27 protein-coding genes and 6 pseudogenes are annotated in these 25,295 nt (G+C 60.6%); 16 read left to right on the top strand and 17 right to left on the bottom strand.

Going from position 1 to position 25,295, the window contains the following annotated elements:
* Positions 1-2 precede the first annotated feature (2 nt).
* Entirely contained in the window at positions 3-224 is a 222-nt protein-coding gene (locus BN2476_RS41925; protein WP_143811196.1) for a hypothetical protein, read from the bottom strand.
* Positions 225-360: 136 nt separating this feature from the next.
* On the opposite strand from BN2476_RS41925, the gene BN2476_RS41920 reads away from it, so the two are divergent.
* Positions 361-1,062, top strand: coding sequence for an IS6 family transposase (locus tag BN2476_RS41920; protein WP_087740026.1), 702 nt, complete (start codon positions 361-363; stop codon positions 1,060-1,062).
* On the opposite strand, the gene BN2476_RS41915 is transcribed toward BN2476_RS41920, so the two are convergent.
* Positions 1,044-1,778: a tyrosine-type recombinase/integrase gene (locus BN2476_RS41915; protein WP_087740025.1), complete on the bottom strand. Its 735-nt coding sequence runs from the start codon at positions 1,776-1,778 to the stop codon at positions 1,044-1,046. The two genes, BN2476_RS41920 and BN2476_RS41915, sit on opposite strands and share 19 nt — an antisense overlap.
* A 185-nt stretch (positions 1,779-1,963) precedes the next feature.
* Between BN2476_RS41915 and BN2476_RS41910 the strand changes: the two are divergent.
* A pseudogene (locus BN2476_RS41910) lies at positions 1,964-2,812 on the top strand (IS110 family RNA-guided transposase); the annotation flags it as partial.
* Between the two features lie 639 nt (positions 2,813-3,451).
* On the opposite strand, the gene BN2476_RS48975 reads toward BN2476_RS41910, so the two are convergent.
* On the bottom strand, positions 3,452-4,222 hold the full coding sequence (locus BN2476_RS48975; RefSeq protein WP_235851213.1) for a hypothetical protein: 771 nt from the start codon (positions 4,220-4,222) through the stop codon (positions 3,452-3,454).
* A gap of 96 nt (positions 4,223-4,318) precedes the next feature.
* Here BN2476_RS48975 and BN2476_RS47095 point away from each other — a divergent pair, with 96 nt between their 5' ends.
* The gene (locus tag BN2476_RS47095; RefSeq protein ID WP_162497912.1) at positions 4,319-4,654 is read left to right on the top strand and encodes a hypothetical protein; all 336 of its coding nucleotides are present in this window, start codon (positions 4,319-4,321) and stop codon (positions 4,652-4,654) included.
* Between the two features lie 21 nt (positions 4,655-4,675).
* Positions 4,676-4,894, top strand: a complete 219-nt coding sequence (locus tag BN2476_RS41895) for a hypothetical protein (protein ID WP_087740023.1) — start codon at positions 4,676-4,678, stop codon at positions 4,892-4,894.
* A gap of 403 nt (positions 4,895-5,297) precedes the next feature.
* On the opposite strand, the pseudogene BN2476_RS41890 reads toward BN2476_RS41895, so the two are convergent.
* Positions 5,298-5,609: pseudogene (locus BN2476_RS41890) on the bottom strand (DDE-type integrase/transposase/recombinase); the annotation flags it as partial.
* 216 nt (positions 5,610-5,825) lie between these two features.
* On the opposite strand from BN2476_RS41890, the gene BN2476_RS41885 reads away from it, so the two are divergent.
* Positions 5,826-6,473: an ATP-dependent Clp protease proteolytic subunit gene (locus BN2476_RS41885; protein WP_087740022.1), complete on the top strand. Its 648-nt coding sequence runs from the start codon at positions 5,826-5,828 to the stop codon at positions 6,471-6,473.
* 51 nt (positions 6,474-6,524) lie between these two features.
* Here BN2476_RS41885 and BN2476_RS41880 read toward each other — a convergent pair whose 3' ends face one another.
* The gene (locus BN2476_RS41880) at positions 6,525-6,851 is read right to left on the bottom strand and encodes a TraR/DksA family transcriptional regulator (RefSeq protein WP_087740021.1); all 327 of its coding nucleotides are present in this window, start codon (positions 6,849-6,851) and stop codon (positions 6,525-6,527) included.
* Positions 6,852-7,122: 271 nt separating this feature from the next.
* Here BN2476_RS41880 and BN2476_RS47390 point away from each other — a divergent pair, with 271 nt between their 5' ends.
* Together BN2476_RS47390 and BN2476_RS41870 are read left to right on the top strand one after the other, a co-directional pair.
* Positions 7,123-7,278: a hypothetical protein gene (locus tag BN2476_RS47390; RefSeq protein WP_162849295.1), complete on the top strand. Its 156-nt coding sequence runs from the start codon at positions 7,123-7,125 to the stop codon at positions 7,276-7,278.
* Positions 7,279-7,591: 313 nt separating this feature from the next.
* On the top strand, positions 7,592-7,840 hold the full coding sequence (locus BN2476_RS41870) for a hypothetical protein (RefSeq protein ID WP_087740019.1): 249 nt from the start codon (positions 7,592-7,594) through the stop codon (positions 7,838-7,840).
* Between the two features lie 153 nt (positions 7,841-7,993).
* On the opposite strand, the gene BN2476_RS46905 is transcribed toward BN2476_RS41870, so the two are convergent.
* Positions 7,994-8,149 carry a hypothetical protein gene (locus BN2476_RS46905; protein WP_160111866.1) on the bottom strand — a complete coding sequence of 52 codons (156 nt, stop codon included), beginning with the start codon at positions 8,147-8,149 and terminating at the stop codon, positions 7,994-7,996.
* On the opposite strand from BN2476_RS46905, the gene BN2476_RS46175 reads away from it, so the two are divergent.
* A complete protein-coding gene (locus tag BN2476_RS46175; RefSeq protein WP_143811195.1) occupies positions 8,149-8,319 on the top strand; it encodes a hypothetical protein in 171 nt (56 codons plus the stop codon). The genes BN2476_RS46905 and BN2476_RS46175 overlap by 1 nt on opposite strands.
* Positions 8,320-8,752: 433 nt before the next feature.
* On the opposite strand, the gene hfq is transcribed toward BN2476_RS46175, so the two are convergent.
* Positions 8,753-9,016, bottom strand: a complete 264-nt coding sequence (gene hfq / locus BN2476_RS41865) for an RNA chaperone Hfq (protein WP_087740037.1) — start codon at positions 9,014-9,016, stop codon at positions 8,753-8,755.
* Positions 9,017-9,314: 298 nt separating this feature from the next.
* Between hfq and BN2476_RS46170 the strand changes: the two genes are divergently transcribed.
* Positions 9,315-9,710 (top strand): hypothetical protein, encoded by a 396-nt coding sequence (locus BN2476_RS46170; RefSeq protein ID WP_143811194.1) that lies wholly within the window; start codon positions 9,315-9,317, stop codon positions 9,708-9,710.
* Positions 9,711-10,057: 347 nt separating this feature from the next.
* Here the strand turns inward: BN2476_RS46170 and BN2476_RS41855 are convergent, their stop codons facing one another.
* Positions 10,058-10,570 (bottom strand): BCAM0308 family protein, encoded by a 513-nt coding sequence (locus BN2476_RS41855; RefSeq protein WP_087740017.1) that lies wholly within the window; start codon positions 10,568-10,570, stop codon positions 10,058-10,060.
* Positions 10,571-10,722: 152 nt separating this feature from the next.
* Here BN2476_RS41855 and BN2476_RS46900 point away from each other — a divergent pair, with 152 nt between their 5' ends.
* A complete protein-coding gene (locus BN2476_RS46900) occupies positions 10,723-10,860 on the top strand; it encodes a hypothetical protein (protein ID WP_160111864.1) in 138 nt (45 codons plus the stop codon).
* A 526-nt stretch (positions 10,861-11,386) separates the two neighbouring features.
* On the opposite strand, the pseudogene BN2476_RS48970 reads toward BN2476_RS46900, so the two are convergent.
* Positions 11,387-11,863, bottom strand: a pseudogene (locus BN2476_RS48970) (transposase); the annotation flags it as partial.
* Positions 11,864-11,969: 106 nt separating this feature from the next.
* Between BN2476_RS48970 and BN2476_RS41845 the strand changes: the two are divergent.
* The 4 genes and pseudogenes from BN2476_RS41845 to BN2476_RS41830 form a co-directional block, all read left to right on the top strand.
* A complete protein-coding gene (locus BN2476_RS41845; RefSeq protein ID WP_087740015.1) occupies positions 11,970-12,251 on the top strand; it encodes a hypothetical protein in 282 nt (93 codons plus the stop codon).
* A gap of 86 nt (positions 12,252-12,337) precedes the next feature.
* A complete protein-coding gene (rpsU, locus tag BN2476_RS41840) occupies positions 12,338-12,553 on the top strand; it encodes a 30S ribosomal protein S21 (protein WP_087740014.1) in 216 nt (71 codons plus the stop codon).
* 41 nt (positions 12,554-12,594) lie between these two features.
* Complete coding sequence (locus BN2476_RS41835) at positions 12,595-13,326, top strand: trypsin-like peptidase domain-containing protein (protein WP_087740013.1); 732 nt, start codon at positions 12,595-12,597, stop codon at positions 13,324-13,326.
* A 297-nt stretch (positions 13,327-13,623) separates the two neighbouring features.
* Positions 13,624-14,042, top strand: a pseudogene (locus BN2476_RS41830) (DDE-type integrase/transposase/recombinase); the annotation flags it as partial.
* 64 nt (positions 14,043-14,106) lie between these two features.
* On the opposite strand, the gene BN2476_RS46895 reads toward BN2476_RS41830, so the two are convergent.
* The 7 genes and pseudogenes from BN2476_RS46895 to BN2476_RS41790 form a co-directional block, all read right to left on the bottom strand.
* On the bottom strand, positions 14,107-14,304 hold the full coding sequence (locus BN2476_RS46895) for a hypothetical protein (protein WP_087740012.1): 198 nt from the start codon (positions 14,302-14,304) through the stop codon (positions 14,107-14,109).
* A 443-nt stretch (positions 14,305-14,747) separates the two neighbouring features.
* Positions 14,748-15,218 carry a putative 2OG-Fe(II) oxygenase gene (locus tag BN2476_RS49845; protein WP_369122664.1) on the bottom strand — a complete coding sequence of 157 codons (471 nt, stop codon included), beginning with the start codon at positions 15,216-15,218 and terminating at the stop codon, positions 14,748-14,750.
* Positions 15,219-15,390: 172 nt separating this feature from the next.
* Complete coding sequence (fusA, locus tag BN2476_RS41815) at positions 15,391-17,466, bottom strand: elongation factor G (RefSeq protein WP_087740010.1); 2,076 nt, start codon at positions 17,464-17,466, stop codon at positions 15,391-15,393.
* Between the two features lie 191 nt (positions 17,467-17,657).
* Positions 17,658-18,053: a BON domain-containing protein gene (locus BN2476_RS48960; RefSeq protein ID WP_235851211.1), complete on the bottom strand. Its 396-nt coding sequence runs from the start codon at positions 18,051-18,053 to the stop codon at positions 17,658-17,660.
* A complete protein-coding gene (locus tag BN2476_RS48955; protein WP_235851210.1) occupies positions 18,037-18,312 on the bottom strand; it encodes a BON domain-containing protein in 276 nt (91 codons plus the stop codon). Before BN2476_RS48955 ends, BN2476_RS48960 begins: the two co-directional genes overlap by 17 nt.
* Positions 18,313-19,020: 708 nt before the next feature.
* Positions 19,021-19,227: a hypothetical protein gene (locus BN2476_RS41800; protein ID WP_087740008.1), complete on the bottom strand. Its 207-nt coding sequence runs from the start codon at positions 19,225-19,227 to the stop codon at positions 19,021-19,023.
* Positions 19,228-19,950: 723 nt separating this feature from the next.
* Positions 19,951-20,145 (bottom strand): annotated as a pseudogene (locus tag BN2476_RS41790) (transglutaminase family protein); the annotation flags it as partial.
* Positions 20,146-20,871: 726 nt separating this feature from the next.
* Here BN2476_RS41790 and BN2476_RS41775 point away from each other — a divergent pair.
* The gene (locus BN2476_RS41775) at positions 20,872-22,581 is read left to right on the top strand and encodes a PHA/PHB synthase family protein (protein WP_235851209.1); all 1,710 of its coding nucleotides are present in this window, start codon (positions 20,872-20,874) and stop codon (positions 22,579-22,581) included.
* A gap of 249 nt (positions 22,582-22,830) precedes the next feature.
* Positions 22,831-24,075 (top strand): polyhydroxyalkanoate depolymerase, encoded by a 1,245-nt coding sequence (gene phaZ, locus BN2476_RS41770; RefSeq protein WP_087740004.1) that lies wholly within the window; start codon positions 22,831-22,833, stop codon positions 24,073-24,075.
* A gap of 1,005 nt (positions 24,076-25,080) precedes the next feature.
* Here the strand turns inward: phaZ and BN2476_RS47835 are convergent.
* A pseudogene (locus tag BN2476_RS47835) lies at positions 25,081-25,295 on the bottom strand (hypothetical protein); the annotation flags it as partial.

The following is a 25,295-nucleotide window of genomic DNA, read 5'->3' as shown; positions in this document are numbered from 1 at the left end:
GCCTACGTGTTTTCGTCGATCCACCCGCGCAGCCAGTCAGCAGCCCACCGAATAGCGCCCTCAGGGGTGTCCGAGACGCCGAGATTCTTGAACGTGTAGCTGAAATATCCGTCGTCCGCGTCCGTGCTCGTCCGCGAGATCGTGGCCTTGGCCGTATACATTCCCGCAGCGGCAACGGGCTCGATGTCCAGCTTCCAATCCCGGTAGTCCTGGACCGCGTTCATGGCGGTGCCCTCCTGTATCAGGACACAAAATTGTACGGTTCTGTCGCGATAAGGGCGGCAGAACCACCCAAAGCGGTTCTGTTGCAATAACGGAAGCTGGTATGCTGCGGGACCTTACAGAATGATGTGAACGACAATGAAAGCGCTGAGTCCGGCGGTAGCCAAGGTGCTGAAGCGGTTGCACTATCCGCTCGAGATAATGTTGGTGTGCGTGCGTTGGTACGTCGCCTACCCGCTGAGCTTGCGCAATCTCGAGGAGATGATGGCCGAACGCGGGATCGCGGTCGATCATTCGACCGTGCACCGATGGGCCATCAAGCTTCTACCGGTGCTTGAGAAGGCGTTCCGCCGATGCAAGCGCCCGGTCGGCAAGAGCTGGCGTGTCGACGAGACCTATGTGAAGGTCCGAGGCACATGGAAGTATCTCTACCGCGCCGTCGACAAGGCCGGCAACACGGTTGACTTCCTGCTGCGCGCCAAGCGGGACAAGGAAGCGGCCCGACGGTACTTCGAGAGGGCCATCGATCAGAATGGCGCGCCCGAAACCGTAACCATCGACAAGAGTGGTGCCAATCTGGCCGGACTGCACGCCGTGAACGCCGAGCGTGAGACGCCCATCAAAATCCGTCAGGCCAAGTATCTCAATAATATCGTGGAACAAGACCATCGGGCGATCAAGCGCCGTACCCGCCCCATGTTGGGATTCAAGGATTTTCGCTGTGCCCGCATCTTGTTGAGCGGCATTGAACTCATGCACATGATCGCCAAGGGGCAGATGAAAGACGCAGACAAATTCGAGCCATCTGCCGCCCGGCAATTCTACTCGCTGGCGATATAAGCAGTCCCCATCATATTGCTATCGTACACCCCAAGCGCCTTACCGCGACGGAACCCGCCTGAGCGATTTGGAAAGAGCCACTGTCCGGGTGAAGCGCCAATCTGCTGAAGCCAGAGCCGGATCTGGTTTGCGGTGCTGCGCCAGAGCGGGACCGCACGTTCTTTGCGGCCCTTGCCGTGAAGACGTACAGAAGGGCTTCGATCCAGATCGACGTCGCCGACGCGTATGCCGATGAGTTCGGATACCCGAGCGCCGGTGTTATAGAGGGTCGCCAACATCACGCGATCGCGCTGGCCGCACCACGTGTTGGGGTTGGGTGCATCGAGCAAGGCGCATATTTCTTCTCGGGAGAGAAAGCGGACCAGCGGGCGCTCATAACGCTTCATCGGGATCGCGAGCACCTGCTGAATCGTGCCCAGCGATTCTGGTACTCGGGACGCAGCATAGCGCAGAAACGAGCGAATGGCGGCAAGTCGAAGGTTGCGGCTACGGATGCTATTGTGGCGGGCTACTTCGAGGTGGTCGAGGAACTGGAGAACCAGTGGTGCATCAATATCGCTGAGTTCCAGGCAGGCGCATTGCAGATAATTCTCTACGGTAATACCCGCATATCCGTGACGCCCCAAGTAGTCCGCGAAATGCCCAACGATGGGTCCAAGTGCGCCGTACCGTGCACGATTGCACGCGACGACTTCAGAAACGACTTGCGTGATCATGATCGCTCTCCTGAGAGATGGTGATGAAGCCATCTGAGAAGAGCAGTATCTGTTATGCAAGGTCGACCGATGGTGAGGCGCTACTAGGCATCCTGAAGAATTAGGCGTCGCACCTCGGAATGACCGCCAAACCGTGCATAATTCCGGGGCGTCCATAAAACGTTCTATAGAAACATTTCTATAGAACGTTCAACTGGTACTGGCTTGTCGACGGACTGATGGCCGCCGGTTTTGCCGTACATCTGGCCAATACTGCGGCGATCAAGCAGTACGAGGGCCTGAAGTACTCTGGTGACGCACACGACGCCGTATTCCTTGCCCATATTTTTCGGCTTGGACTCCTGCCCGAAGGCTACATCTATCCGTCGCATGAACGCGCGTTGCGCGACCTGGCACGCAAGCGCATGCAGCTCGTCCAGCAACGCACCCTGAACATCCTGAGTATCGAAAGCCTGCTCGCCAGGCAGCTTAATCTACGCATCAATGGAGAACACGTGCAGCGTCTCGACGACACAGCGGTGCGAGTACTCGCGTTGCCGCCACACGTCGAGCGCGCGCTGATGGCCAACCTTGCCGTGCTTCATACGCTGTGCGCAGAGATTGAGGCGCTTGAGATCATTCTCCACAAGGAAGTCAAGCTGCGCCCCCAGTTCGATATCCTCAAGAGCGCCCCCGGCATCGGCAACATCCTGGCGGCTACCATCATGCTTGAAACCGGCACTATCGCACGCTTTGCCAGCGTCGGCCATTTCAGCTCCTATTGCCGCTGCGTGGACAGCAAGCGCATCTCCAACGGCAAGAAAAAGGGCAAAGGCAATGCACGCAACGGTAACCGTTACCTTGCCTGGGCATTCGTCGAAGCCGCCGCTGGAGCGCTGCGCTGCTGTCCACAAGCCAGACGCTTCTATGATCGCAAGAAGTCAAAGCGCCTGCCCGTCGTGGCCATGAAGGCGCTCGCACACAAGCTCGCACGGGCCTCTTATTACATGATGCGGGACGGCAAACCCTTTGACCTCAACCGATGTTTCGGCTGACCTTGGCAGGGGGTGACGAGCCCGCCGGCTTTGTTGGCATCAAACCAGCAAGTTGATTGGGACACACTCCCGGCCATCCCCGATGCAGCGTAACGACTGAGACGCCCAGACCATGAGCCCGAGCAAGCCTGGTACCCAAACGGGTAACCACATTGTTGTCTCAACCCCTGGACATTGGGCTGGTACCGACGGTTTTCTGGGGCTCCACGCGTGAGCCAGGGGCGAAGGCCAGAACACCGGCACTCGCCTTGAACCCGATGGGTGACTGGTGCGGATCAGTTCCGCAACCAGGTGAACGAAACACCGGACGCGTCGCGGCACTTCGCTTCGCGCTGGATTGGCAAAGGCTTCCCAACAACGCAAGGCTGCGCCTTGTGCGTAGTGCTGTACCGCTTTCCAACGGCCTTTCAATGGGTGACAGTGCCGCGCTGAGTCGTGCAACTTTCTGTTCGAGCACTGCCTGGTTCCAGCGACTTCGTCGGGTGCCTGATTTGTCCCTCGGTAGCCAAACGCGATTGCGCCGTCGATCGCATCGACGGTCAGCTGCGGTTCAAACAGAATCTGCTCGGGCGTGCCGCGCTTCGGTTGACTTTGGGTCATTGTCGTTGCGGTTGATTGCATTGCGCTATTCTTCGGACGTCATCGGGCAGGCACGGGGAATGCGAGATCTATTCTCTGCCGCCTCCGAAATGGCACTGCGATGAATACCCAGTCCTGCGCGCCATATCGTGGTTTCAACGTTGACGTCCATGTCATAACCAGCAACGTCATCTCGCTGGAAGGGCAAGAGGTTCGGTACTCTGTTTTCTGGTCAATAATCTCGACTGAACCGACTGCTACCTCGATCGACAGTTTTCCCGAACAGCTCGGATTCTTGTCGTGGGACTCGGCTTTTTCGTACGGTGAACGTCGAGCCCATGCTTTCATCGACAGATTGATCAGCACCGCAAACGATGAGTAGGGCCGATGGCCTGCGCTGGTGTATCGCTCGCAGCGAAGAATCAGGAGGTGCTCATGTGGCACAGCATCCAGTACGGCGGCTTCGAGATCAACGTCATGCCGATATTGATCAACCATACTTGCGGCACGCCCGTTGGTCCCGATGATCGATTCAGGTTTTCCGGCTACGTTTGCCGTCCCGGTGTTGATCTGCGGCATGGGTATCTCACAAGAGCCTTCCAGTCTCTCGAATACGACGTGTATGAAACTGAGGCGCAGGCTCGCGAAGCGGGATATGAAATGGGGCGATCCATCGTGGACGGCCGCCATCCCACGATTTCTGTCATTGACCTGTAACGTGCGTGAGTTCACGAGCATGACGATCGTCTGAACCTTGACGCCGGCGACGATCATGGCGCGCCTCGTGTCGCGGCAGTCACCGAAGTGGCAGCCGTCAATCCATTGGCTCATGCTACGATTCCTTGTAAAGGGAATGGGAGATCGTGGTGGAAGACGAGATCTACGCAACGCACACGCACATCGCACGAGTTCGTGTGATGAAGACGGTTGCCGGCTCTTATCGCGCAATCGTTCATCTGCGAGAAAGTGGGAGCCGAACCTGAATCGGACGATCCGCACGAAACCGAAATCGAATTCCCAAGCGAGAATCAGGCGCGAGAGGCAGTGCGCGCCCTCGCCGAAGCGAAGAAAGCGGCGATGGAGATAGCCATGTGGACTTGTCGAAACTGCAATGCGCGATTTGCCTTCGATGAAGTCGAAGCCCAAACCGACGAAAGTGGATTTTTTTTCATTTGTCGCGACTGTGACTACCAAAACAGGCTGGTGAACGTAGGTCCAGATGCGACGGGACGCCCGCTGCTTAGCCAACGCGATAACGAATAAAGCAGCTTTACTGAGACGACCGTGCAGTTCGACTACAGGGACTTTCACATCGACGCGTCGCCTCTTGATGAATGCGGTCGTTACTATGCCCGTGCAAAGATCTACCGGCGCACCTCGGCGACCGAGGAGGCTGTCGAAGTGAAGTATTCGGGTGACCTCGGCGATTTTGCCTCCGACGCGGACGCTATCGAAGCGGCGCAGCGCTGGGCGATCCAGTGGTGTGACAGCAGATCGGGATAAGGCATGCATAGGGATTCCTTGAAACGCCCCCGATACCGATGTTTTAGTCGATGTGCATCGGCTTGACACGTTCACATAGGACTCCTTGTCACATGACATTGAGTTCGTCCATTGATGTGCCTTTACGTGGTCAGATGTAACGAGTCGAATTGCAAACGCGCACGCGCTGCTCTATCGACCCGGATCAGGGAACTTTTCGACGAGGCGCCGGGCTCGCCAGATCGGCTGGAAGCGGTGGCCAGCGGAAAGCCGTTCGCCTGCGTGTACACTTCAGCAAACTTACTGCATTTATATGGGATTGCTACCAAATATTGATAATTCGAGTGTGTAATCACTTCAAGTGACGCCACCCAGCGGCTCATCAACGAGCAAAAGTAGCGACTTCCGTGATTGTCGAGCGTTGTCAGGCGGCGAATCGCGCCTTGAGGTCTTTTCGATGACGCGAGGCACTCATTCTGTGTCGCGGTAATGCGAAGTGCTGACGGATTGGTTCCGAACGCAGAGAGGAAGGCCTGCGTGCGCTTCGAGATGCGAAATCCTTTCACGCGTCGTTCGCGTTCACGGGTTGGCTGATGGCTGCTTTCCGCCCGGCTATTCACGCGGTCCGCTGCTTTGACGAACCATGCTTCGCGTTCGCCAGCTTGGGTATCTTGCCTTTCGCGGCCGCATGGCTGCGGAACTTGTCGGTGAAGATTGTGCGCGGCGCCGGGTTCGAACCCTGCTTCGCTTCGTCGCGATGATGCGTGAGGTCGTGCCCGCGGTGATTGAAGCATAACGCTGCGCGATGGTGCTTTCCGGCTAGCATCGAAACCCCTTGCAAGTTTGGGCACAGGTGTTGTGGTGACAGCGGCGGCCGGAACGCTCGCATGGTACCCTCAATCCCGGCGTGCGCGCCGGCTCGCGCGTGCGCATGCAAAGGAGGAAGGAATCCATGACAGGCCATTCCAATCACCGCATCGCGCAACCGTTCGGCCAGCACGAGCCGGACGGTGACGATTCCGAGCGCAACGATACGGTGTCCAATCAGGTCAATGTGCTCGAAAACCGCCTGTTGAACGAGCGACGCGTGCTCGTGTTCGGCACGATCGACGACAAGCTTGCGCGTGATGTTTGTGCGCGGTTATTGACGCTTGCAAGCGAATCTTCCGAGCCGATCGACGTGTTCATCAACTCGCCGGGAGGTCATGTCGAAAGCGGCGACACCATACACGACATGGTCAGGTTCATCGACTCGAGCGCCCCCGTGCGCATGGTCGGCACCGGCTGGGTTGCGAGTGCGGGGGCGACGATCTATCTCGGTGCACGCAAGGAGCACCGCTACGCGCTGCCGAACACGCGTTTCATGCTGCACCAGCCGCTTGGTGGGGCACATGGGCAGGCCACCGATATCGCGATCGAGGCGCGCGAAATCGTGAAGATTCGTGAACGGATCAATCGTCTGATCGCGGAGGCGACCGGGCAGACATATGAAAAAGTCGCCGAAGACACCGACCGTAACTACTGGATGTCTGCGGCCGAGGCGGTCGAGTACGGGGTCGTCGGACAGCTGATCCAGTCACTCGTCGATCTGCGTGATTGACAGGGTCGCCGGGTAGAAACCCCTGCCTCCCGGCCCGTTCGAATCCGCGCTCTACCTGTGTGCGCCTGAAGCGTGCCGCTCGTATTGGACCCGGCACGCCACGCAGCGTGCTGCATCCGGTGTGGCGGCGAGCCGCGCGTGGTCGATTGGGCTGCCGCAGTCGATGCACAGGCCAAAACGGTTCTGGGCGGCGCGCACGACCGCCTGGCCGATCTGGTGTAATTCGTCAAAGTCATGTTGCGCCAGCACGGCGCGCGCCGCATCGCCGCTGTCGAGTCCCGACGCCTCGTCGCGATGCGATTGGGGCTCGCGCGTCTTGGGCGGCCGCGCGCCAGCCAGATCGCGGTACTCGTCGCGTAGCTGGTGCAGTAGCTCCATGCGCCGCTTCGCTTGCGCAGCTGCTCAAGCAGCTACATCATCTCTGCGTCTGTTGCGGCGCTCGCCAGCAAAAATCTCCGCGATTTCCTCTTGCGCCTGGCGGCTCAGCGGGGCCGCTTTCGTCATCTCGATTGCCCCCATGAATACCCTGACAATAGTTGCTACCCACCTATCCGCAGCCTGCGTGCGTGATCGGCGCCGCAACTTTGCGTAACGAGCGGCGCAAGCATCTAAAATGGAAGCATGGTTTGGACCTGACAAGGAGCCTGCCATGTCTCAGTCGATGATTAGCTTTTGGGTGGGTCTAGCGGTCGTGCTGATTGTTGCGTTCGCGCTGGTGCGTCGTTACAGGGGCGAGCATCCGAGAGAGGGGATGGTCCAATGGCTTGACGCGCACCACATGGGTTGGATGCATCGCAAGCATTGACTCTTGGAAACAAATGCAGAGCCGTGTAGCGCACGGTAGGTGAACAACGGAGCCAACACATTGCCCGTTGTCACGATGCGTCCGGGGTTGCAGAAATTACCGCGCATCGGCTGTTTTACGCATTGCTGCCCCTTTTTTTCCAACCGTGCAGTGCACCGCGCGGATCCTGTTCACCATGCCCGAGCGACTTCGGGTCGGCGGTTCCTGCGACCTTGCCCGAACCGTTGGGAGAGCCGGACGCAGGACGTCTTACGCCATGACGTCGGCGCGTGCGCTAACCTGGAGACGCCGAGCGTTCGAGAGGGGATGCCAGATGTCAGTGATCGCGCCGGACGAAAAAGCGGACTTCGTTGCCATCTTGCACCGTCAACAGCTTGCCGAGACCGACTTTATTCTTCAGGAAACCGAGACGACCGATGTCGTGGACGAGGTCTACCCTCTTCGAGGCTCTGTCACCATCATTCGCAAATCGACGCTCAGGGAACGGGAGTACCAAACCGGACATGGCACCGCGTGGACGGTTGAATTTGAGAAAGACCTGATGCAGGGTGCATTCGGGTGAACCAAACCTGCGTGTAGCAGCGCTCTTACATGAATCGCAGGATCCGATCACCTCGGTGTCGACAGGAACACATCAGGTGAGAATATCGGCACGGTCCGTACCACACCCTGTAAGAACGGGCCCACATTGTTTGAGAGCAGTCCGTGCCACGATTCAGGCAGCCAGCACCTGCGGGTCGGCGTGCAACGCCCCGGCACACACGACCTTGTGCGTGCCGGGGCCGGCATTCACCACGGCCTCGACCAACTCGAGCCCTGCAGCGAGCAGCGCGTCGACGCGGCGTTTAACCAGGATGCAGCCGTGCAGCAATGCTGGTAATCGATTTTGCCGACGGCATCAGGAAGCTCTTCGGGTTGAATCTGAAAACGAGTCGCGCGCGGCTCACCGAGGCACAGGACAACATGCTGATAGCACCGTCCGCGAAGGAACCCGCTGAATGGATTGCACAGCAGGCAACGCCCGCTGCTTCGATCCCGTGATCTGCCAGGAAGTGGTGGCGGATCCCGGCTGATACGCCGCAGTGCAGTAACGCGGTAACGGGTCCTGTGCGAACGCGCAGCGATGCGGTATCCCATTGCAAGGCTGCAGGGCAGCGGCCCTGACTGGACATCAATCAACGCGGTGGCGGCGATCCGGCCAATCAACGTCAATTCCCCTTGGCGACGCGTCCCAGCCTTGGCGAGGATGTGATGCCGACGCTTACGTACCGTCGACGGAGTCACACGGGGGGCATTCGGGGTACTGACGGGATTGCGCCTCATTTCCGACGGGCCGATATCGGGGGATCACCCTCGTCGACCGCATCGGTCGACAGCGGCAAGGCATCAACGACCATCAAGGCCGCCACGACGGTTTGCGCGAGACGAAGTAAACCGTTGCGTCATCAGACGCCGCTGGCTGAAGCCGGAAGCGTTACGCGTGCGCCTTTCTCAAGCGACCGCCGGTGCCGTGTGGCGACTCTGGCATCCGGTCCGACGAGCCGGGCATTACCGTGGAGATCGCGTGCTTGAATACCATCTGGCGGCCGGATGCGGATTCCAGGATAACAACGTACCGGTCGAACGACTGAACCCGGCCGCTGAGTCGGATGCCGTTGACCAGGTAGACGCTTGCGTGCGTCTCATCCGTCATGAGGGACTGCAGGAAGTCGTCCTGAATGGAGGCTTGATTTTGCATGTCGTTTCCGGCGGCAGCAACGCCCTCGCATTGTTCCGCTATTGAAACGGCATCGCCCTGCTGCTGAGCGACACCTCTGGCGGTTTCGCCGACCAACACCCGATGCCGTGGTCGGGGCTTGTGCACCGCGACACGCCCCAAGGCTACCGCAGACCTTGCATGACAACTCAACACTGCGACGGCGGCTCCTTCCGCCGTTTCCAATACCCATTGCAAAACAGGCTCGTATGCGGCCACGCCGACAGTTGGGCAATACACGCAGCGTACCGCTTCCCTTCACTCCCAGCCAAGCCAGCACATGCGTTCCAGCAGCATCGGGCGACCGGTCGATCGGCATGACCGCGCACCGCGGCAACAGGATGCCGGCCTGGAGCGTCGCGCAACTCGACTTCGCCACAGGCACGCCGTACGGGCGCGCTTCACACGTGCTCCGGTGGCCCCGCAAAGGATGCGGTGGCCGCCGATTGTCAACGCCGCGCATCAGCAGTTGCACGACGCCCTGCAAGGTGGCACGGCGAAGCTGCTCGCGCGGGGCGCGGATGGCAGGACACTCGACGCGTACGGCGAAACCGCTACCGTCGATTCGCGTTTTGACGTGTATGCCCCTGGCGCGCGGCTGATTGCGGCGGACAAGGTCAACCGCGAGGCGACGCTGCTCGTGTTCGTGACCGGCGGCGGTTTTTGGGCGCGTTGACCGCCTATGTGCAGGAGCGCTGCGCGGCGAGGTACGCTCCTAGGAGCGCGATCGCGGTGCTGTTGCTGAAGTCACGTGCGCGGGTGATGCGGCCGCTCCTCGATCGCAAACGGCATTCGCCGAAGATTATTTCAGCCGCATGTCAATCACCATCGCAACGTGGCCAACGTTCACCCGCCTGTTTTTCTTTATCCCCGGGACGTCCAGGCGGGGACGTAAGGTGGTGAGAGCGCAGGTCAAGGTTGTTGATCGGCACGATCGGTCTGCTCCCGCAAGCACGGCGCCGCGGGATGCAGCCGGCGGGTGCCGCTCGCCGACGTTCAGGCAGACCACAGGCCGTCGCCCGGCTACTTGCCGGCGCTGCGCGTCCAGTGCCCACGCAGCAGCCCTTCGCCGTCGCCGTAGCTGATCGTGAGCTGGCCCTGGTGAGCCCTCACGAGCGCCTCGCCCAGTCTGCGCACGAGGTGCGGCCCGGTGGTACGCACCGTGACCTGGTCCGGCTGCGCGTCGACGGCCATGATGCGTTCGAGCGGGTGCTGCTGCGCTTCGCCCGCTGCCTCGTTACGCAGCAATCCGAGCACCTCGTCGTGCCGCGGCGCCAGATAGTCGCCGGCAAGCACGAGCTCGCCCGCCGGCACCTGGTCGAGAATGCGGCGGCATGCCGGGCATACGATCTGGCGGGTTTTATCCGCCGATGCGTGCCAGGTCCAGCGGCCGTTTTCATAGGTCGCGCCGCATTTGCTGCATCCCGTTCCGCTCCTCATCCGCAACGGCGACCGGTAGCTGTCGTCCGTATGCGCCTGCGGTTGCTGGTCGCGACGCATCCTCGTCGTGGCGGTTCGTTCGTTAGCGCGGTTCATCGTCCTGTCCTCTGATCATGTCGTTTTGTCGATCCTGATCGGCTGTTCGCGCCGCGAAATTCACACGACGGCGAGATGGTCGACCACTTCGCGCACGTTCTCCGCGGATCACGCCGCCCCGCTGGCCGCACGCTTTGGCAAGCGAGCCGACCATGCCGGACAGCGACACCGTCCTGCGCGTCGATCGCGATGCCGGCGAAATCCCGCTGCGCGCCGACATCCGCAGCCGCCTCGTTCGTGCGCACTGCGATCTGGTTCATCACGCCCATCACGCCGCACATGCGCACTGACGTGCATTTCGCCGCGTGCCGCTAATAATTCCAGTCTAGTTCGCCACTGAGCGTTACGCAGTCGCGTTCCACCTGGAGACGGTTTCACAAAGACTATCGGGTCCGCCGCGAGGTGTTCCAGTAGACCAGGCAACAGCCGGGTTTGGGGAAAGCTTCGTAAATGTCGGCGCGACATTGCCCGGCGCGTCCAGCCTCGTGGCAGCGGCCCTGGCAAAGTGTGTCGGGGCGTCGAACGCACACACGCCTGGCTGCATCATTTTCCGTCGAGTTCAACGAAACACTGCGCAGGACGGACGTTCGCGAACGACCGCGCACTTCTGCTGATGGTTTCAGCGGGGCCTCAGATCCCCTAATCGCGCACCAGCAATAACAGCCCAATCACTCAGCTTTTTAGATACTACTGTCTTAACAATCATTCAGCTCCCCGGCCGCAGCACGGGCAGCGATCAGGACGGGCAAGCAACGATGCAGCAAGCTCCAATCGCAGCGTGACGATGGAATCCGGCACATGGCGCTGCTTACACAGGGCGCCCCGGGGCCGGAAGCCTTCGGGTAAGGAAGGCACTTCGCAGGGTAACCGATGAGCCGGAGTTTTTTTGCCCCGCCAGGCGTTCGGCGACGAGAAAGCCGTATGCGGCTATGCACAGCGTGGCGTGGCGATCAAAACCGCGCCAGCTAACCCCTCGAAGTGCCCCAGGCCGAGTTCCTGCTTGAGCTCCTGGTAATCGCGCTCAATGCGCCAGCGCAGTTTTGCAAGTCGCATGAGTTCCTTGATTGGCGTGTCAGCCGGCAACGTACTGACGAAGTATTTGGTCGGCTCGGCCTCCTCCCTGGGCCACTCGATGAGCAGCCACTCGTCCTCGGGCGTCACAGCTGGCTGGGCGGCGCGGGAGGTGCAATGCACCCGTATTGCCGCAAGGCGCGACGACAGGGCGGCGTTGGCGCCTTCACGCCATGTGACGGTGTGAAAGCGCCGCGACGGCAATTGCATGGCCAGCTCTTTTTGCCTGCAGCGGCGCCTGCGCTTGCCTATCGCCAGCGATCCATCGGCCGCTTTACCTCACAAATAGCGTGTATAGTCAGGTATCCCCTGTCGGAGAAGAATTGTTATGTCGACGCTGCAGTTGGGCATTTACAAGGGGTTTGAACTTTATCCGTTGGTCTTTTCGCGTGGGTTCAAGCGTTTTGACGCGCATTCCAGATATGCGGAAGGCTACGACGTTGCGGTACGCATTGGTCGCGCGGGGGCCGGGGCACGCGGGAGCCGCGTGTTTCGACTCCAGTTGGCGGACTCCATCCCCGACTTCGGAGTCGCCAGAAGGGCCGCCTATCAGCGAGGCAGAGATATCATCGACGGAAAGGTGGATGGCGCAACCGTTGCCGACCTGTAACTAATTCACGCGCCAACAGCGACGAGAATCTTCCATATGTTCGCATGTGAGCCGACAACGTTGCTCGAGGCGAACTCAAGGATGATTTGACAACCATAATTCCGAAGTTAAATGAACCGCTTGACGTCGCGCTGCGCCGCTTCCGTCGGGCCATCGAGAACACCGGCTTGCTGAAGGAACTGCGAGCACGGATGTCTTATGTGAAGCCGACTGCCGAACGCAAACGCAAGAAGGCAGCTGCCTTTGCGCTGCACCGCGGCCGCGTGAGAGAGTGTGTCGCGCTCCATCTCAGGCTGGCGTAACTGGTCACACAATCGTCGCAACTTCTCTTCGTTTGACACCGATGTTCGAATCCATTCTGCTGACCGTGGCACGCCTGGCTACCTTCAAACATCAGCGGCTGTTGACGAATGCGACGAGCTTTTTCTTTGAGCGCGACAGGCGCTTGTTCCTCGTGACGACCCGTCACGTGATGTTCGACGAACAAAGCAAACACTTCCCCGACCGGATCGAGATCGAATTGCATACCGATCCCCATAATATGACCAGGTCCATTGGGTTCTCCGTCCCGCTATACCGCGAGGGAAGGAGCATCTGGCGACAGGGCATGGACACTGCCGGAGAGATCGACGTGGCAGTCATCGAGATCGAGCGCTCTGCGCTGCCTATGACGGCGGCCTACTGCGCCTTCACGCCAAAGCACCTGTGCGGCGCGCTCGATCGGGTCGAAGTAGGCACGTCGCTGCTGGTAGTGGGGTTTCCGCTCGGCTTCCACGACACGGTGCATCACATGCCCGTAGTGCGCCATGCGGTAGTGGCTTCTTCGTTTGGCCTTCGTTTCCAGGGCAACGGCTACTTTCTCACCGACGCGCGCACGCACCGGGGCACCAGTGGCGCGCCCGTCGTGATGCGCGAAACTGGGCCCGACCCGACCCAGTGCGACCTGCCGTGGACACTACTGGGCGTCCACTCGGCGCGCCTGGATGTGGGTTCACGCGATCTGAAGCTTGACGAGGCGCTCGGACTGAACTGCGCCTGGTACGCCGACATCCTGCTGACACTTACCGAAGGCTAATTCGGGGCAGTTTTGGGTGCAAATTGCGGGTGTGAGCAAGAACGGCATATTGGCCGCTGCACCAGCGTGCCCGTGCGGCGCAAGGAGACGGCGTTGGTCCAAGGAGACGGAAGGGTTGAAGCGTCTCGCCGATCCGGCGCAGAAGGAACTGTTGCCTCCTGCGTTTGAGGTGCACGTGGGCGCAGCCAAAGCGGGCATCAGTTGGCTGAGAGCTTTTCGGCTGGCGCCAGATGATGAAGAACATTGCCATGGAATGGCGGGCGGTCCGGTATCCGCGCCAACAGCGCCGTGCGTGGCATCCTGCTGCAGAAGCGGCGTGACGAGGCCGCGGCGAAGCGCATCTTCAAGCGCGTGCTTCGTTCATGCCCCGTGCCGCGCAAGATCGTCACCGATCAATTACGAAGCTATCCGGCCGCGAAGGTCAAGATCCCCGAGCTGGCCGGCGTCAAACACGTGCTCGTCAAGGCTGCTGCACGCGTGAATAACCGGGCCGAGAATAGTCATCAACCTACCCGTGAGCGCTAGCGGCGCATGCGCGGCTTCCGTGACCCGCAGCGGACCCAGGCGTTCCTTTCGAGCTTCGGTCCGATCCGACAGCACTTTGCGCTCAAGCGGCACATGCTGCGCGCGTCGCTTTATCGCACACACCTCGCTGCCCGATTTGCGCGTGGCACATACTGACCAACGTCACCCAAAGTCCGTCAGGTGCCTGGTGAGCGGCTGCACCGTCTGCCGCCATTGCATTCTCAGATCAACAAGTTGACGGTGCCCACGCTCGTCCTATCGGAACGTTTTCGGGTCTTTCACCGGGCGCTTGCCGTCGATGATCGCCCTCGCTTCGTCAATCGCTGCATCCAACGCACAGTCTTCTTGACGATACCTCTCTTCCTCGAGGCATTGAACGGGGATTTGCATGGGTTGCTCTGCATCAAATTCGCGCGGGATAAGCACGAAACCGTTGAATCCGAATATCTGCAAGCGCTCGCCCCCGACGCCCGGTTTCGCAAGCGTTCGAACAGGTATTGAAATCCCTTGTACGTGTTCTCAGCGTGGGCCATGTCGATCTCCATCATCATTTAGGAGGACTCGCAGCATGGACATCGACGCGAACAAGCTGCGTGAGATTGCCGAACGCGCGACGCCGGGACGGTGGAAATGGTGAACTAGCAATAGCGCCAGGCGCCTCACTGCGGGGCGCGGCCCCGACGGCAGCGTACTGCATGCGACTATGGTACGCCGAGACTATGCCGAGGTCGCTTTCGGCGCTGCCGCCGTCGACCCCATATCAGCTGTCGTCCCTTACAACGGTGCTGGCCCTGCTCGATCAGGTCGAAAAGCTTCATCGTGAGAATGCGCAACTGTCGGCGCTCGTCAACATACCCGAGTTGCACGACTTCGCGAAGGCGGTCGCGCTTGCCACATCATGTCTCAAGTGCTGCGGATTTTCGCGTGACCGCCATTTGATTGAAACTAACGCTGATGCGCGTGCGGGCGCTCGTGTTCACTGACACCGAATGTGGCAGCCAGGCCGGGAACACGAGCAAGGTGCCGTCGCTCACCTTCACCACCACCTGGTCGGTGTTGTGCGACGACAATTCGGTGACCGGCGGACGAAAAATGGCACCCGAGGGCGCGGATCGTGAAAATTGATCGCGTCTGGGCCTGCCTGCGTTTGCAGATAGTAGACGCCGCTGAGGAAATTGTTGGGATGGCTGGGCATGGCGTCTTCCGCACCTGGACCCAACACGCCGTGATGCGGAACGGGCATCGGTTACCCGCGAGCACGTTGCCCGCGGTGGCTTCGATGCGGGTGATAAGCTCAGCAAATTCGGGCATCTGATGTTGTTTGTTCCCGGATTGCCAGGTGGCGCGGTTCCGCTGCCAGCGCGCATCAAGGTTTCGACATACGCCAGCAGATCCCGGTTAAGTGATTCATAGCACGGCGGTTCGAGCTTCGAGGTTCGAGGCGGCTCTGCCACACGAAAGTTGGGAACAGGCGTACGACGTCCGGAGTTGGGGGCTCCGCAAGGGCTGAATTCGACCGACGAAGGGTTGTACCGCCGTTTAATTCCGGGGCGGCACGCCTGCCACCTCAAGCTCGACCTCGGCATAGTGGTCGAACTCCATGGAATACAGCCCGTGGCCCTGGGTGACCGAGCGCAATTCAGTAACGTAGCCGAACATTTCGGCGAGAGGCACCTGGCCGGCAATCGCTTCCACATCACCCGGGCACGGCGCCACCGCTTCAATCTCCGCGCGGCGGGCGCCGAGCTGCGCCAGCGCGGCCCCGGTGTATTCCGTCGGCACGAGCACCTCGATGCGGAACATCGGTTCAAGCAACACCATCCGCCCCTTGCCAAATGCGGCCTGGCATGCCTGGATGGCCGCGGCGCGGTAAGCGAATTCGCTCGAATCGACGGAATGGCTGGACCCGCCTTCGAGACGCACCTCGATGTCGGTGACGGGATAGCCTGCCAGCGCTCCGATTTCGGCGGCATCGCGCACGCCCTGCGCCACCGCCGGGATGAACTGGCGCGGCACCGCCCCGCCGGTGATTGCGTTTTCGAAGCGTATGCCCGAACCACGCGCGCCGGGGTGCAGCGAAAGAATCACATGGCCGTATTGGCCATGTCCGCCGGTCTGGTGCACGAAACGCCCCTCCTGAGCCACCACTTCGCGCGTGATGGTTTCCTTGTAGGCCACGCGCGGCCGCCCCATTTTCGCCGCTACACCGTATTCGCGCTCCAACCTGTCGAGCAAGATTTCGAGGTGCAGTTCGCCCATGGCGGCAATCAGCAACTGGCCGCTGTCTTCATCGAGGCTCAGTTGCAGGGTCGGATCCTCGTCGGTCAGCTGGCGGAGCGCCTCGGCCATACGGCCATGCTCGGCGAGCGTTTTCGGTTCCACCGTAGCCCGCAGGACCGGCTCCGGGAAAGTGATCGTTTCCAGCGTTATCGGGTGTTCCGCGTCGCACAGCGTATCGCCCGTATAGGTCTGATTCAGGCCCAGAAACGCACCGATTTCCCCGGCGTGCAGCGCCTCGACGTTTTCGCGGTGATTGGCATACATGCGCAACAGGCGCCCTGCCCGCTCCTTGCGGTTACGTGTGGCATTGTGCAGCGCCATGCCGGCGCTGACCATGCCCGAATAGATCCGCGCATAGGCCAGATGGCCGGCGTAGGGATCGTTGACGATCTTGAAGACCAGCGCCGCGAGCGGTTCTTCGTCGCGCGGCGCGAGACAGATCGTGAGGCCGCTGTCGGGATCAGTCCCCTGTACGTCGCCGATATCGAGCGGTGACGGCAGAAAGTCGACCACGCAGTCCAGCAGCGGTTGCACGCCGATATCCCGTAAAGCGGCGCCACAGCAAACCGGAAACAGGCGATTGGCGAGCGTGGCACGGCGCAGCGCCGTGCGCAACGGCTCCGGCCCGATGTCGCCGCCGGCCAGGTAAAGCGCGAGCAGTTCATCGTCAGCCTCGGCAACGGCCTCGATCAGGCGCTCCCGCGCGGCCTCGGCCGCCGCACGATAGTCAGCCGGTACGGGACCGCATTCCGGCTTGCCCTCCTGTGCAGCCCCCCAGCGCAGCGCCTGCATCGACAGCAGATCGACCAGGCCTTCGAACGCCACTTCGTGGCCGACAGGCATTTGCAGGCATGCCACCCGCGCACCGAGGCGCTCATGTACGCTGGCCACCGCGCGCTCGAAGTCGGCCCCGATGCGATCCATTTTGTTAATGAAGCACAGCCGCGGCACCCGGTAGCGATCGGCCTGCCGCCATACCGTCTCGCTTTGCGGCTGCACACCGTGCACCGCATCGAATACCACCACGGCGCCATCCAGCACCCGTAGCGAGCGCTGCACTTCGGCGGTGAAATCGATATGCCCCGGGGTATCGATCAGGTTGATCATGCAGTCGCGCCACCGCGCGCTGATGGCCGCCGCCACGATCGTGATGCCGCGTTCGCGCTCCTGCGCCATCCAGTCGGTCACCGTCGTGCCGCTGTCGACCGAACCCAGGCGATGGGTCCGTCCCGTGTGAAAGAGAATCCGGTCGGTAATGGTGGTCTTGCCAGCGTCGATGTGGGCAATGACGCCGATGTTGCGGATGCCGGCGATCGGCACGGAGGTTGCAGCCACAGGTCATCTCCTGGGGGCTGTTGCAAAATGATATTGGCTGGCGCTCCGGCGCGGCCTTGCCGTACTACTTGTACTGTTTGCAGCCGCGCCCGGCCGCCGGAACCGCTTCCCTTGATTTGGCAACAACCTCTCAATGCGGGTAGCCGAAACCATCGGGGGTAAGCCATGGGGAGAAAGTTTTTGTCGATGAATCAGGCCCGCACGTCGATGCGGTTGACGACCCGGTCGATCGCGTCCAGGTACCAGGCGTCTTGTTCCGCCCGTCTTCGCTCGGCCTCGCTCGACACCCAACCCTCGAGTGTCACCGTGTGGTTCAGCGACTTGATCGTGATCTGGTCGGCATGCACGCAGGGATCGATTTCCAACACAAGGTGTAGGGCGTCGGTGATTTCGTCGTCGTTGTCTTCCTCGGCTGGAAACACGTCCAGCAGGTTCACCACTTCGCGGCAACTGCCGGCCCACCAGGCGAACACCCCGGCGAGGCGTTTGTGGGACAGGCTGATCACTTGTCCCGTCAGCGTCACCACGCCGTCCTGAACCGTGACTTCGATGGCGCCGCTGCCATCCTCGTTACCTGCCGCGTCCATGGTTGCCGCGCAGTATTTCCACCTGCCCCTTGACGCGCGCACAGATCACGCAGTTGCGAAAGTCCACGGCTTGCAAGAGCCGCTCGCACACACTGTCGCGCATGGCCCCGTCACCGACCGGCGACTCAACTCTCACGCGCAGGTGGTCGACCAACTCCGCCGCACCGCTGAGCGAGTGCGCCAAATGGATGATGCGCTTCCTGGATGCGATATCCGGCACCTCGCCAGCTACGGTCAGGGTGCCGCCGCTGAAACTCATATGGATGGGATGATTTTGCAGGATCCTCGGACGATACCGATACTAATAGTTTAGGGCTACCAACAAGGTACGCATTGAGTCCCTTAGATTGGTACTGAATTTGACTGCCACCTCGACATCGTCGTCAACACCCAGCGCGCGCGTTGCGTCGACACCCATCACCACCACGAAGGCTGGCGCCATCATCACAAGACGTCTTACCCAAACGCGCACGAACGAAAAGTCCGCCTGTGTTGCTGCAAGAGGGAGTGTCGAACGCGCATTGTCAAACGCCATGACTGAGCGAATCCACCGTCAATGATTTTTATGCGTATCGGCAACACTGGACGTCTCTCTGAGACGAGCCGCGCCGGACGGCAACGAAACCGGAGACGGCTTCCTTCGGCTGCTTCGGTTTTTTTACTTCGCGATTGCTGCGTAACTGACCTTTTACCATGACACTACTCCCGCTTGTATTGGCACACGCCGAAAAGCTCGCGCATACGGATAGTGTGCACTGGTCACGGCATTCTGTCGCGACGTTTCAGTGAGGAGATCGCATCGTGAGATCGCGCGTCCATCCGCGCTGGCAGATTGATCAGTCCCGCGATCATCGCGCGATGCATTACCGGCTCCCTTCGGGCTTCACTCGTGTCGATCACTGATTCATACGTGATGCTGACGGGCCGATAGTTTCGGCCCGCATTGCATCCGATCGACGACTCAAAATCACTCCTTCCCTCCGCCGTTCATGCCGCTTACCCTTCGCCATACCTGCTTGCCCTGTTCCGACAGCTCGCCGCAGCTATGCTCGGCATCGCTCTCGCTTCCTTCCACGGCCATTTCACCGCCGGCCTGTTCTTGCGCCTTCTGTTTCTGGTGATGCCGTGCCGCCATGGCTTCATCGTGCGACCTGCCTGCATAATTCAAGGTCATGATCTTGCTCCCTTGGGCTACCGTCCGAACTGCTTGCGCAGCCGGTCCGGTACAGGGTGTTCATCCAGCCAGCGAATCTCATGCATGCGCATGAGGCTGCGCCTCTACTTCAGCAACGACTCGCCAAACATGAACGCCAGCCCCGCGGCGAAATTCTTCCGCGGTGTCGTTTAATGCTTATGGCGGATCCAGTCGCGAACTGGATGCGTATCCAGCCAACGGGCCATCGGCTCTCCATTTCGTTCCCCGTTATGCTCGCCCTTTGGTTCGCGCTTTGCCCGTGCGGCTGCGAGTAGCGCAACGCATAGCAGCACCGCAACCCCCACTATCAGCACTACAATTGATTGGCTCATGGCAGCCTCCGTTGAACATGGAACTGTATTTATATTTTAGGTAACCAGAAGAAAGACATCCGCCTGACGTGTTGACACCTGCTGCAGGCGAGGCGAGCGTTCTCATGCAATTGGCTGCTGCTATACCTGACGCGCTGCTACCCGGCACGGTCGGATCTCGACCGCCGCCTGCCCCGTGATCTCCCCGACAAAGTACGCCCAACGCATATCCGGCGATGTGGACTGCAGATCAGGTGAATCTCGAATCCACGTTACTCCACGGTTCGTTGCATGGAAATCTCCCGTGTCAACGGTATAGGCGTTAAAGCGTCATTACACACGTCAAAAGAAAATGGCGACTTTGAGGGCTTGCCGAACCGCCGTGGAGGGCTCAGTCTGATCCGACTTCCGCCGGCTCGCAATGCACGACGAACTTCGTCAGCTTCGCCGGGCCGAACGTGTTGCTGATTGCGACGTCGGCGGCGTCTCGTCCGCGTGCCATCAATACCCGCCCAGCGCGTGGCACGTTATTGCGCGGATCGAAGGTTTGCCAGCAGCCGTCGACATAGGCTTCGAACCCCGCCGCTCGTGGTAGACCTGCCAAGCCGTCGTCATACCATCGCCGTGAATGACGCCAATATCGAGCAGCCTGTCCCCGTGAAGTTTGCGCACCGAGCCGGCGAAAATGGCGGCGATACAGTCATCCGCCTCCCATCGCCGGAAGGTGCGGTAGATGCCATCGGCCGTACGTCGTCACGCAGACACCCGTGCCAGACGACAAAATCACTACGGCGAAGGCGGCAGGCCGTGGCGGCGTTCGTCAATCGTGGATGAGTGTTACCACGGCTATGTGATTCGCAATCCGTGCGGCACACTTCCGCTATCGGCAGTCGTCCGCGGTACCGGCACTTAGCGTATCCCTTTTTCAGGGCTTATCATGATTCGACCAGCGAGCAACGCGTTGAAATGGCCAATGTGGGTGTCCTGTTCGGTTTCGCACTCGAGACAGCCGATGCAGAGGAAAAACTCGCCCGGTTAGCCCTCGCCACAGCCGCATCGGGCGTTTACAAGGAGCGCTTGCAGACGTGCGCGCGTCGGTCAGGTTCAGCGAACAAACAGGCCGTTAGGTTTCCCAGACCGCAAACGCAAAATGCGATGCGGACGGCAAGCGCCGCCTGCCACAAGGCAATGATGGGCTACATGTGACTCTCTTTTCATTCGTATGCGAGCCATCGAGACAACATCCTCCCCTGCCCCCGTCTCGCCGACACGCCTGACCGGGGCGGCCGTTGGGGCGGGTCCTGAAAGGGAATTGCCCCAGGCATCGTTCGATGCCGCATTGACGCGACTCGACCGGGCCGTCTATGCGGCATTCGCCCGCGTCTCGGGTGGCGGGTCGCCTGCCACTCCCGTGCTGGCGTGGCTCGACTGGATGCTCCATTTTGCCTGCACGCCGGCCAAGCACTACGAACTCGCTACTCACGTGCTTGCGTACCTGGAATCCTTCATGACCGGCTCTTTGCCCGATCACCTCGGGAACGACGATCCGCGGTTCGACGACCCTGGGTGGGGCCATTGGCCCTTCAACCTGCTGCGCAACGCATTCGCTCAATACGATTCGTTCTGGCAACAGGCGACCACCAACGTGCGTGGCGTTTCCCCGCGCAACGAACAGTTGATGCACTTCGCTGTTCGGCAATCGACGGACGTCCTGTCGCCGGCCAATTGCTGGTGGCTGAATCCCCAGGTGCTGCGAGTGATGGTTGAGACCGGGGGGAGTAACCTCGTCAAAGGAGCGCACAATTGGCTCGAAGACCTGGAGGACCTGCTTACGTCCCGTGTACCGGGCAGTTCAAATCGCAGGTTCGCTCCCCATCAACTTGGCCGCGACGTTGCGGCCACGCCCGGCAAGATCGTCTATCGCAATCCGCTGATCGAACTGATCCAGTACCAGCCACAAAGTCCTACGGTGTGGCGTGAGCCCGTACTGCTCGTGCCTTCGTGGATCCTCAAATTCTATGTTCTGGATCTTTCGTCACATCACTCCCTGGTCCGCTATCTCGTCGAGCGCGGACATACCGTCTTTATGATTTCCTGGCGCAACGCTCACGGGGAAGCGCGGGAACTCGGATTGAGTGACTATCTTGAAACGGGCCTGTTCGACGCCCTCAGGCAGGTCCACCGCATCACGAGCGCTCCCGTGCACGGGGCAGGTTATTGCCTTGGCGGTACGCTTCTCGCACTCGGGGCCGCCGCACATGCGCGGGCGCACGGGAAGGAGATTCCCGAGCTAAAGACGATCACGCTCTTTGCTGCCCAGACCGACTTCAGCGAGCCGGGAGAGCTGGGTCTGTTCGTCGACTCCAGCAGACTGGCGTATCTTGATGCACTTATGTGGGAACAGGGTTATCTGGATGGCGAACAGATGGCCGCAGTCTTTCAGATGTTACGCTCGCACGATCTGATCTGGTCGCGCCTCGTACGGGAATACCTGCTCGGCACGCGTACACAGCCTACCGACCTGATGGCATGGAGCGCAGACACCACCCGGTTGCCGTATCGGTTGCATCTCGAGACCCTCACACATTTCTATCTGCACAATGACTTCGCCGAAGGCAGGTATCATATACACGGAAAGCCGGTGCACCTTGGCGCACTAAACGTGCCGATATTTGTTGTCGGTACGGAACGCGATCACGTCTCCCCATGGCGCTCCGTCTACAAGCTCCACCTGTTGACCGATGCGGAGATCGGTTTCGTGCTGACATCGGGGGGGCACAATGCAGGTATCGTTTCGGCGCCTGGCCATGCGCACCGGTTTCGCTTCCGAATCAGGCACAAGGGCGAACATTACATGAGCCCGGCCGAGTGGCTCGACGCCACACCGGTGCAGCACGACTCCTGGTGGCCCTGCTGGCAGCAATGGCTCGCCGATCGTTCGAGCAGCCAGGTCGATCCGCCGCCAGTCGGTGCAGGGACCACGCTGGGCGATGCGCCCGGATCGTACGTGCTCGAATGCTGAAGGCACGCCCGACCGCGCCAGAGCAGCCGCGCCAGGAGACGCGATGCCTCACCCCCACTGGAGTTCGAAATAACCGAAATGCCGTTTTTGACGCATAAGCCCCAACGCGCTGCTCAACCCGGAGCGGCAAGCTGGATCGATCACCATCTGCCCGGCGGCGTGCTGAGCCTGAATGGGGACCGGTCGCCGATTTTTGCGCAGACTATCGGCCTGCCCGCCAGCGACGCAAAGCAGCAACCTGGTGCGTAAATGTGGTACGCGTGGATCGACGCCGAGCGAAATCTCGTTCGCCATCTCGGTGCACTCGGCTGGCATATGATTCCAGGTTATGACTGGATGTCGCAGCTGCTTCAGCCGCCGCCGGCCGTGCCTGCGTTCGATATCGCGGCGGTCAACATCGACGGGAACAAGGTGCCGGTCGTCGAGCAGGTCGTCGACCGCATCCCTTTTTGCGAGCTGCGGCGCTTCTCGCTCAAGCCAGGCGCACCGCTGCCTCCCGCTCGCCGGGCAGCTCCCAGCATCCTGATCTGCGCGCCATTGGCCGGTCACCGCGCGGTGATGCTGCGCGACATGGTCGAAACGCTGCTCGAGGACGGCGACGTCTATCTGACCGACTGGGCCGATGCGCGCGACGTCCCGCTCAACGACGGGGATTTTGGCCTCGAGGACTGCGTCCTCGCCGTCGAGCGATTCCTGCGCAAGATCGGCCGCGAACGCATCAACGTGATCGCCGTCTGCCAGGCCGCCGTGCCCGCGATAGCAGCCCTCGCGCTTGCCGCAGGCGATGGCGCGACGCCTGCCGCCGCGCTCACCTTGATGGGCGGCCCTGTTGACACACGCATCAACCCGACCGCTCTCGCCCGGTTTGCGCAGTCGCACAGCTTCGACTGGTTCCGTCTCAACTTGATCGACACGGTCCCGCCACCCTACGCCGGAGCCGGCCGCCGCGTTTATCCGGGCTTCTATCAACAGGCCGCCATGATCGGCGTCTTCCCGCATCACAAATGGCAGCTCGAGGCGAGCTACTGGTCGAACTGGATCGCCGGCGATGCGGAAGGGACCGCACGTAGTCTGCGCAGCCTCGGCGATTACGCAGCGCTCCTTGACATGAGTGAACGCTACTTTCTTGACGCGATTCGTGTGATCTTTCAGGAGCAGTGGCTCGCGCGTGGCAAATGGCGCATCGGCGCCCGTCTCGTACGCCCGCGGACGCTTTCCTCCCTCGCGCTTTGCACGATCGAGGGCGACCGCGACAACGTCACCGGCGCCGGGCAAACTCACGCCGCTCACACGTTGTGCGGCGCGATTCCCGAGTCCAGGCGGCTGAAGATCACAATTGCCGATTGCGACCACTATGGGCTTTTTAGCGGCAGGAGGTGGCGCGACACGATTCATCCGGCGCTTACGCAATTCTGGAACTCGGTGTCCACATCCATCAATGCCTGGGATGCCACGGCTTCGCCACGCCGCGTCATCGCCCATCCATCAAGCTGATTGGCACCCGGCCGACCCTGCCGCATGCCAGCGGGTCGGTTGCCGCCCGAGCCTCCGGGACAGGGACGCGCACCCTGACGCATGCATACGGCGCCGCGCAACCCACCTGTCTTTGGAAAAGACGACGCGCCGTGTTCCGTACGGCCTCCCGTCCTCACACGGAAGATTTCCCTGGCCACCATCCTTCTGTCGACCGGATTTTCTGGCGAAGCTTGGCAAGTGGGTTGGGGTGATCGTACTTTGAGTTGAAACACGGATGCGCCGGGCAGTTTGCGAAGGCCCCGCGCCCCGGCGGCTCATTGCGCCGCTCCCGTGAGTAGCGCTCACATTATCGTGTCACGCGCGTGAGGTTGCTCGCGACCATCGTAAGCTTGAAGTGCTGGTCGACCCAGTTGATGCCGCGATACGACAACGTTGCTCAGATCCTTGTTCTGGCGAATCTTGATCCTTGTATCACTTTCAGCGCGGGATGCTTCGAGTGCAGCCAAATTGCTTTAAATAGTAATGCTACATAATTACTGAAAGATCCACTTCATGTTAAACGATGACGCAACCAGTGCCGCGCAAACGCGACGTTGAGGCGTGACACGCGAACGAGCCCCGTCGGCTATTCAGCGTGAGGCTTAGCTATGTTTCCGGACGGATCATGGGCGATCAGAACCTGGGAACTCGACCATGTTGTCAAAGCGCCTCGCATCGGCAAAACGATGTTCCGACAGACGTGTGCGCGTGATCGCTTCCCATGCGAGATATGCACCGAAGGCGTAGTCGCGATACGTGCTGCGTGATGCCTCGGATAATGCTGAATAAGCCGCGTGCCGATTCTTCCCGCCAAACCGCTCTACTCGGTGTCGAAGCCAATCGGTTCGTCAAACCGATTTTCGCCGCGCTAGCCGCGGCGTTACTGGCCACCTTGCGAGCCGTTGCCAGGCTGGAACATCGTGTCGCCGTTCGTGCCGTTGTACGTGCGGGTCGTCGACGGGCGGTTAAGCGTAAGCGGCAGCTTTAGCACACCGGAGAATGGCGCAACCGAGGCGCGCTCGATATGTCAGCCCTGGCCTGTTGCTGCCGCGCATAGTTGAATGGCAAGAGGTCCGTCACGTCGGCGTCCGGTGGACGCTGGGGCAGTTCCCTGAGTACGTGCAACGGTTCTGTTGCAATAAGGCGATCCGCTATGATGTGCGGAACAACATGAACGGCTGAAAGCTTGATGACGACGT

This window comes from Paraburkholderia piptadeniae (genome assembly GCF_900007165.1).
Classification (GTDB): Bacteria; Pseudomonadota; Gammaproteobacteria; order Burkholderiales; family Burkholderiaceae; genus Paraburkholderia; species Paraburkholderia piptadeniae.
Note: the sequence above shows the minus strand (reverse complement) of the source record. Positions and strands in the feature narration are given on the sequence as shown.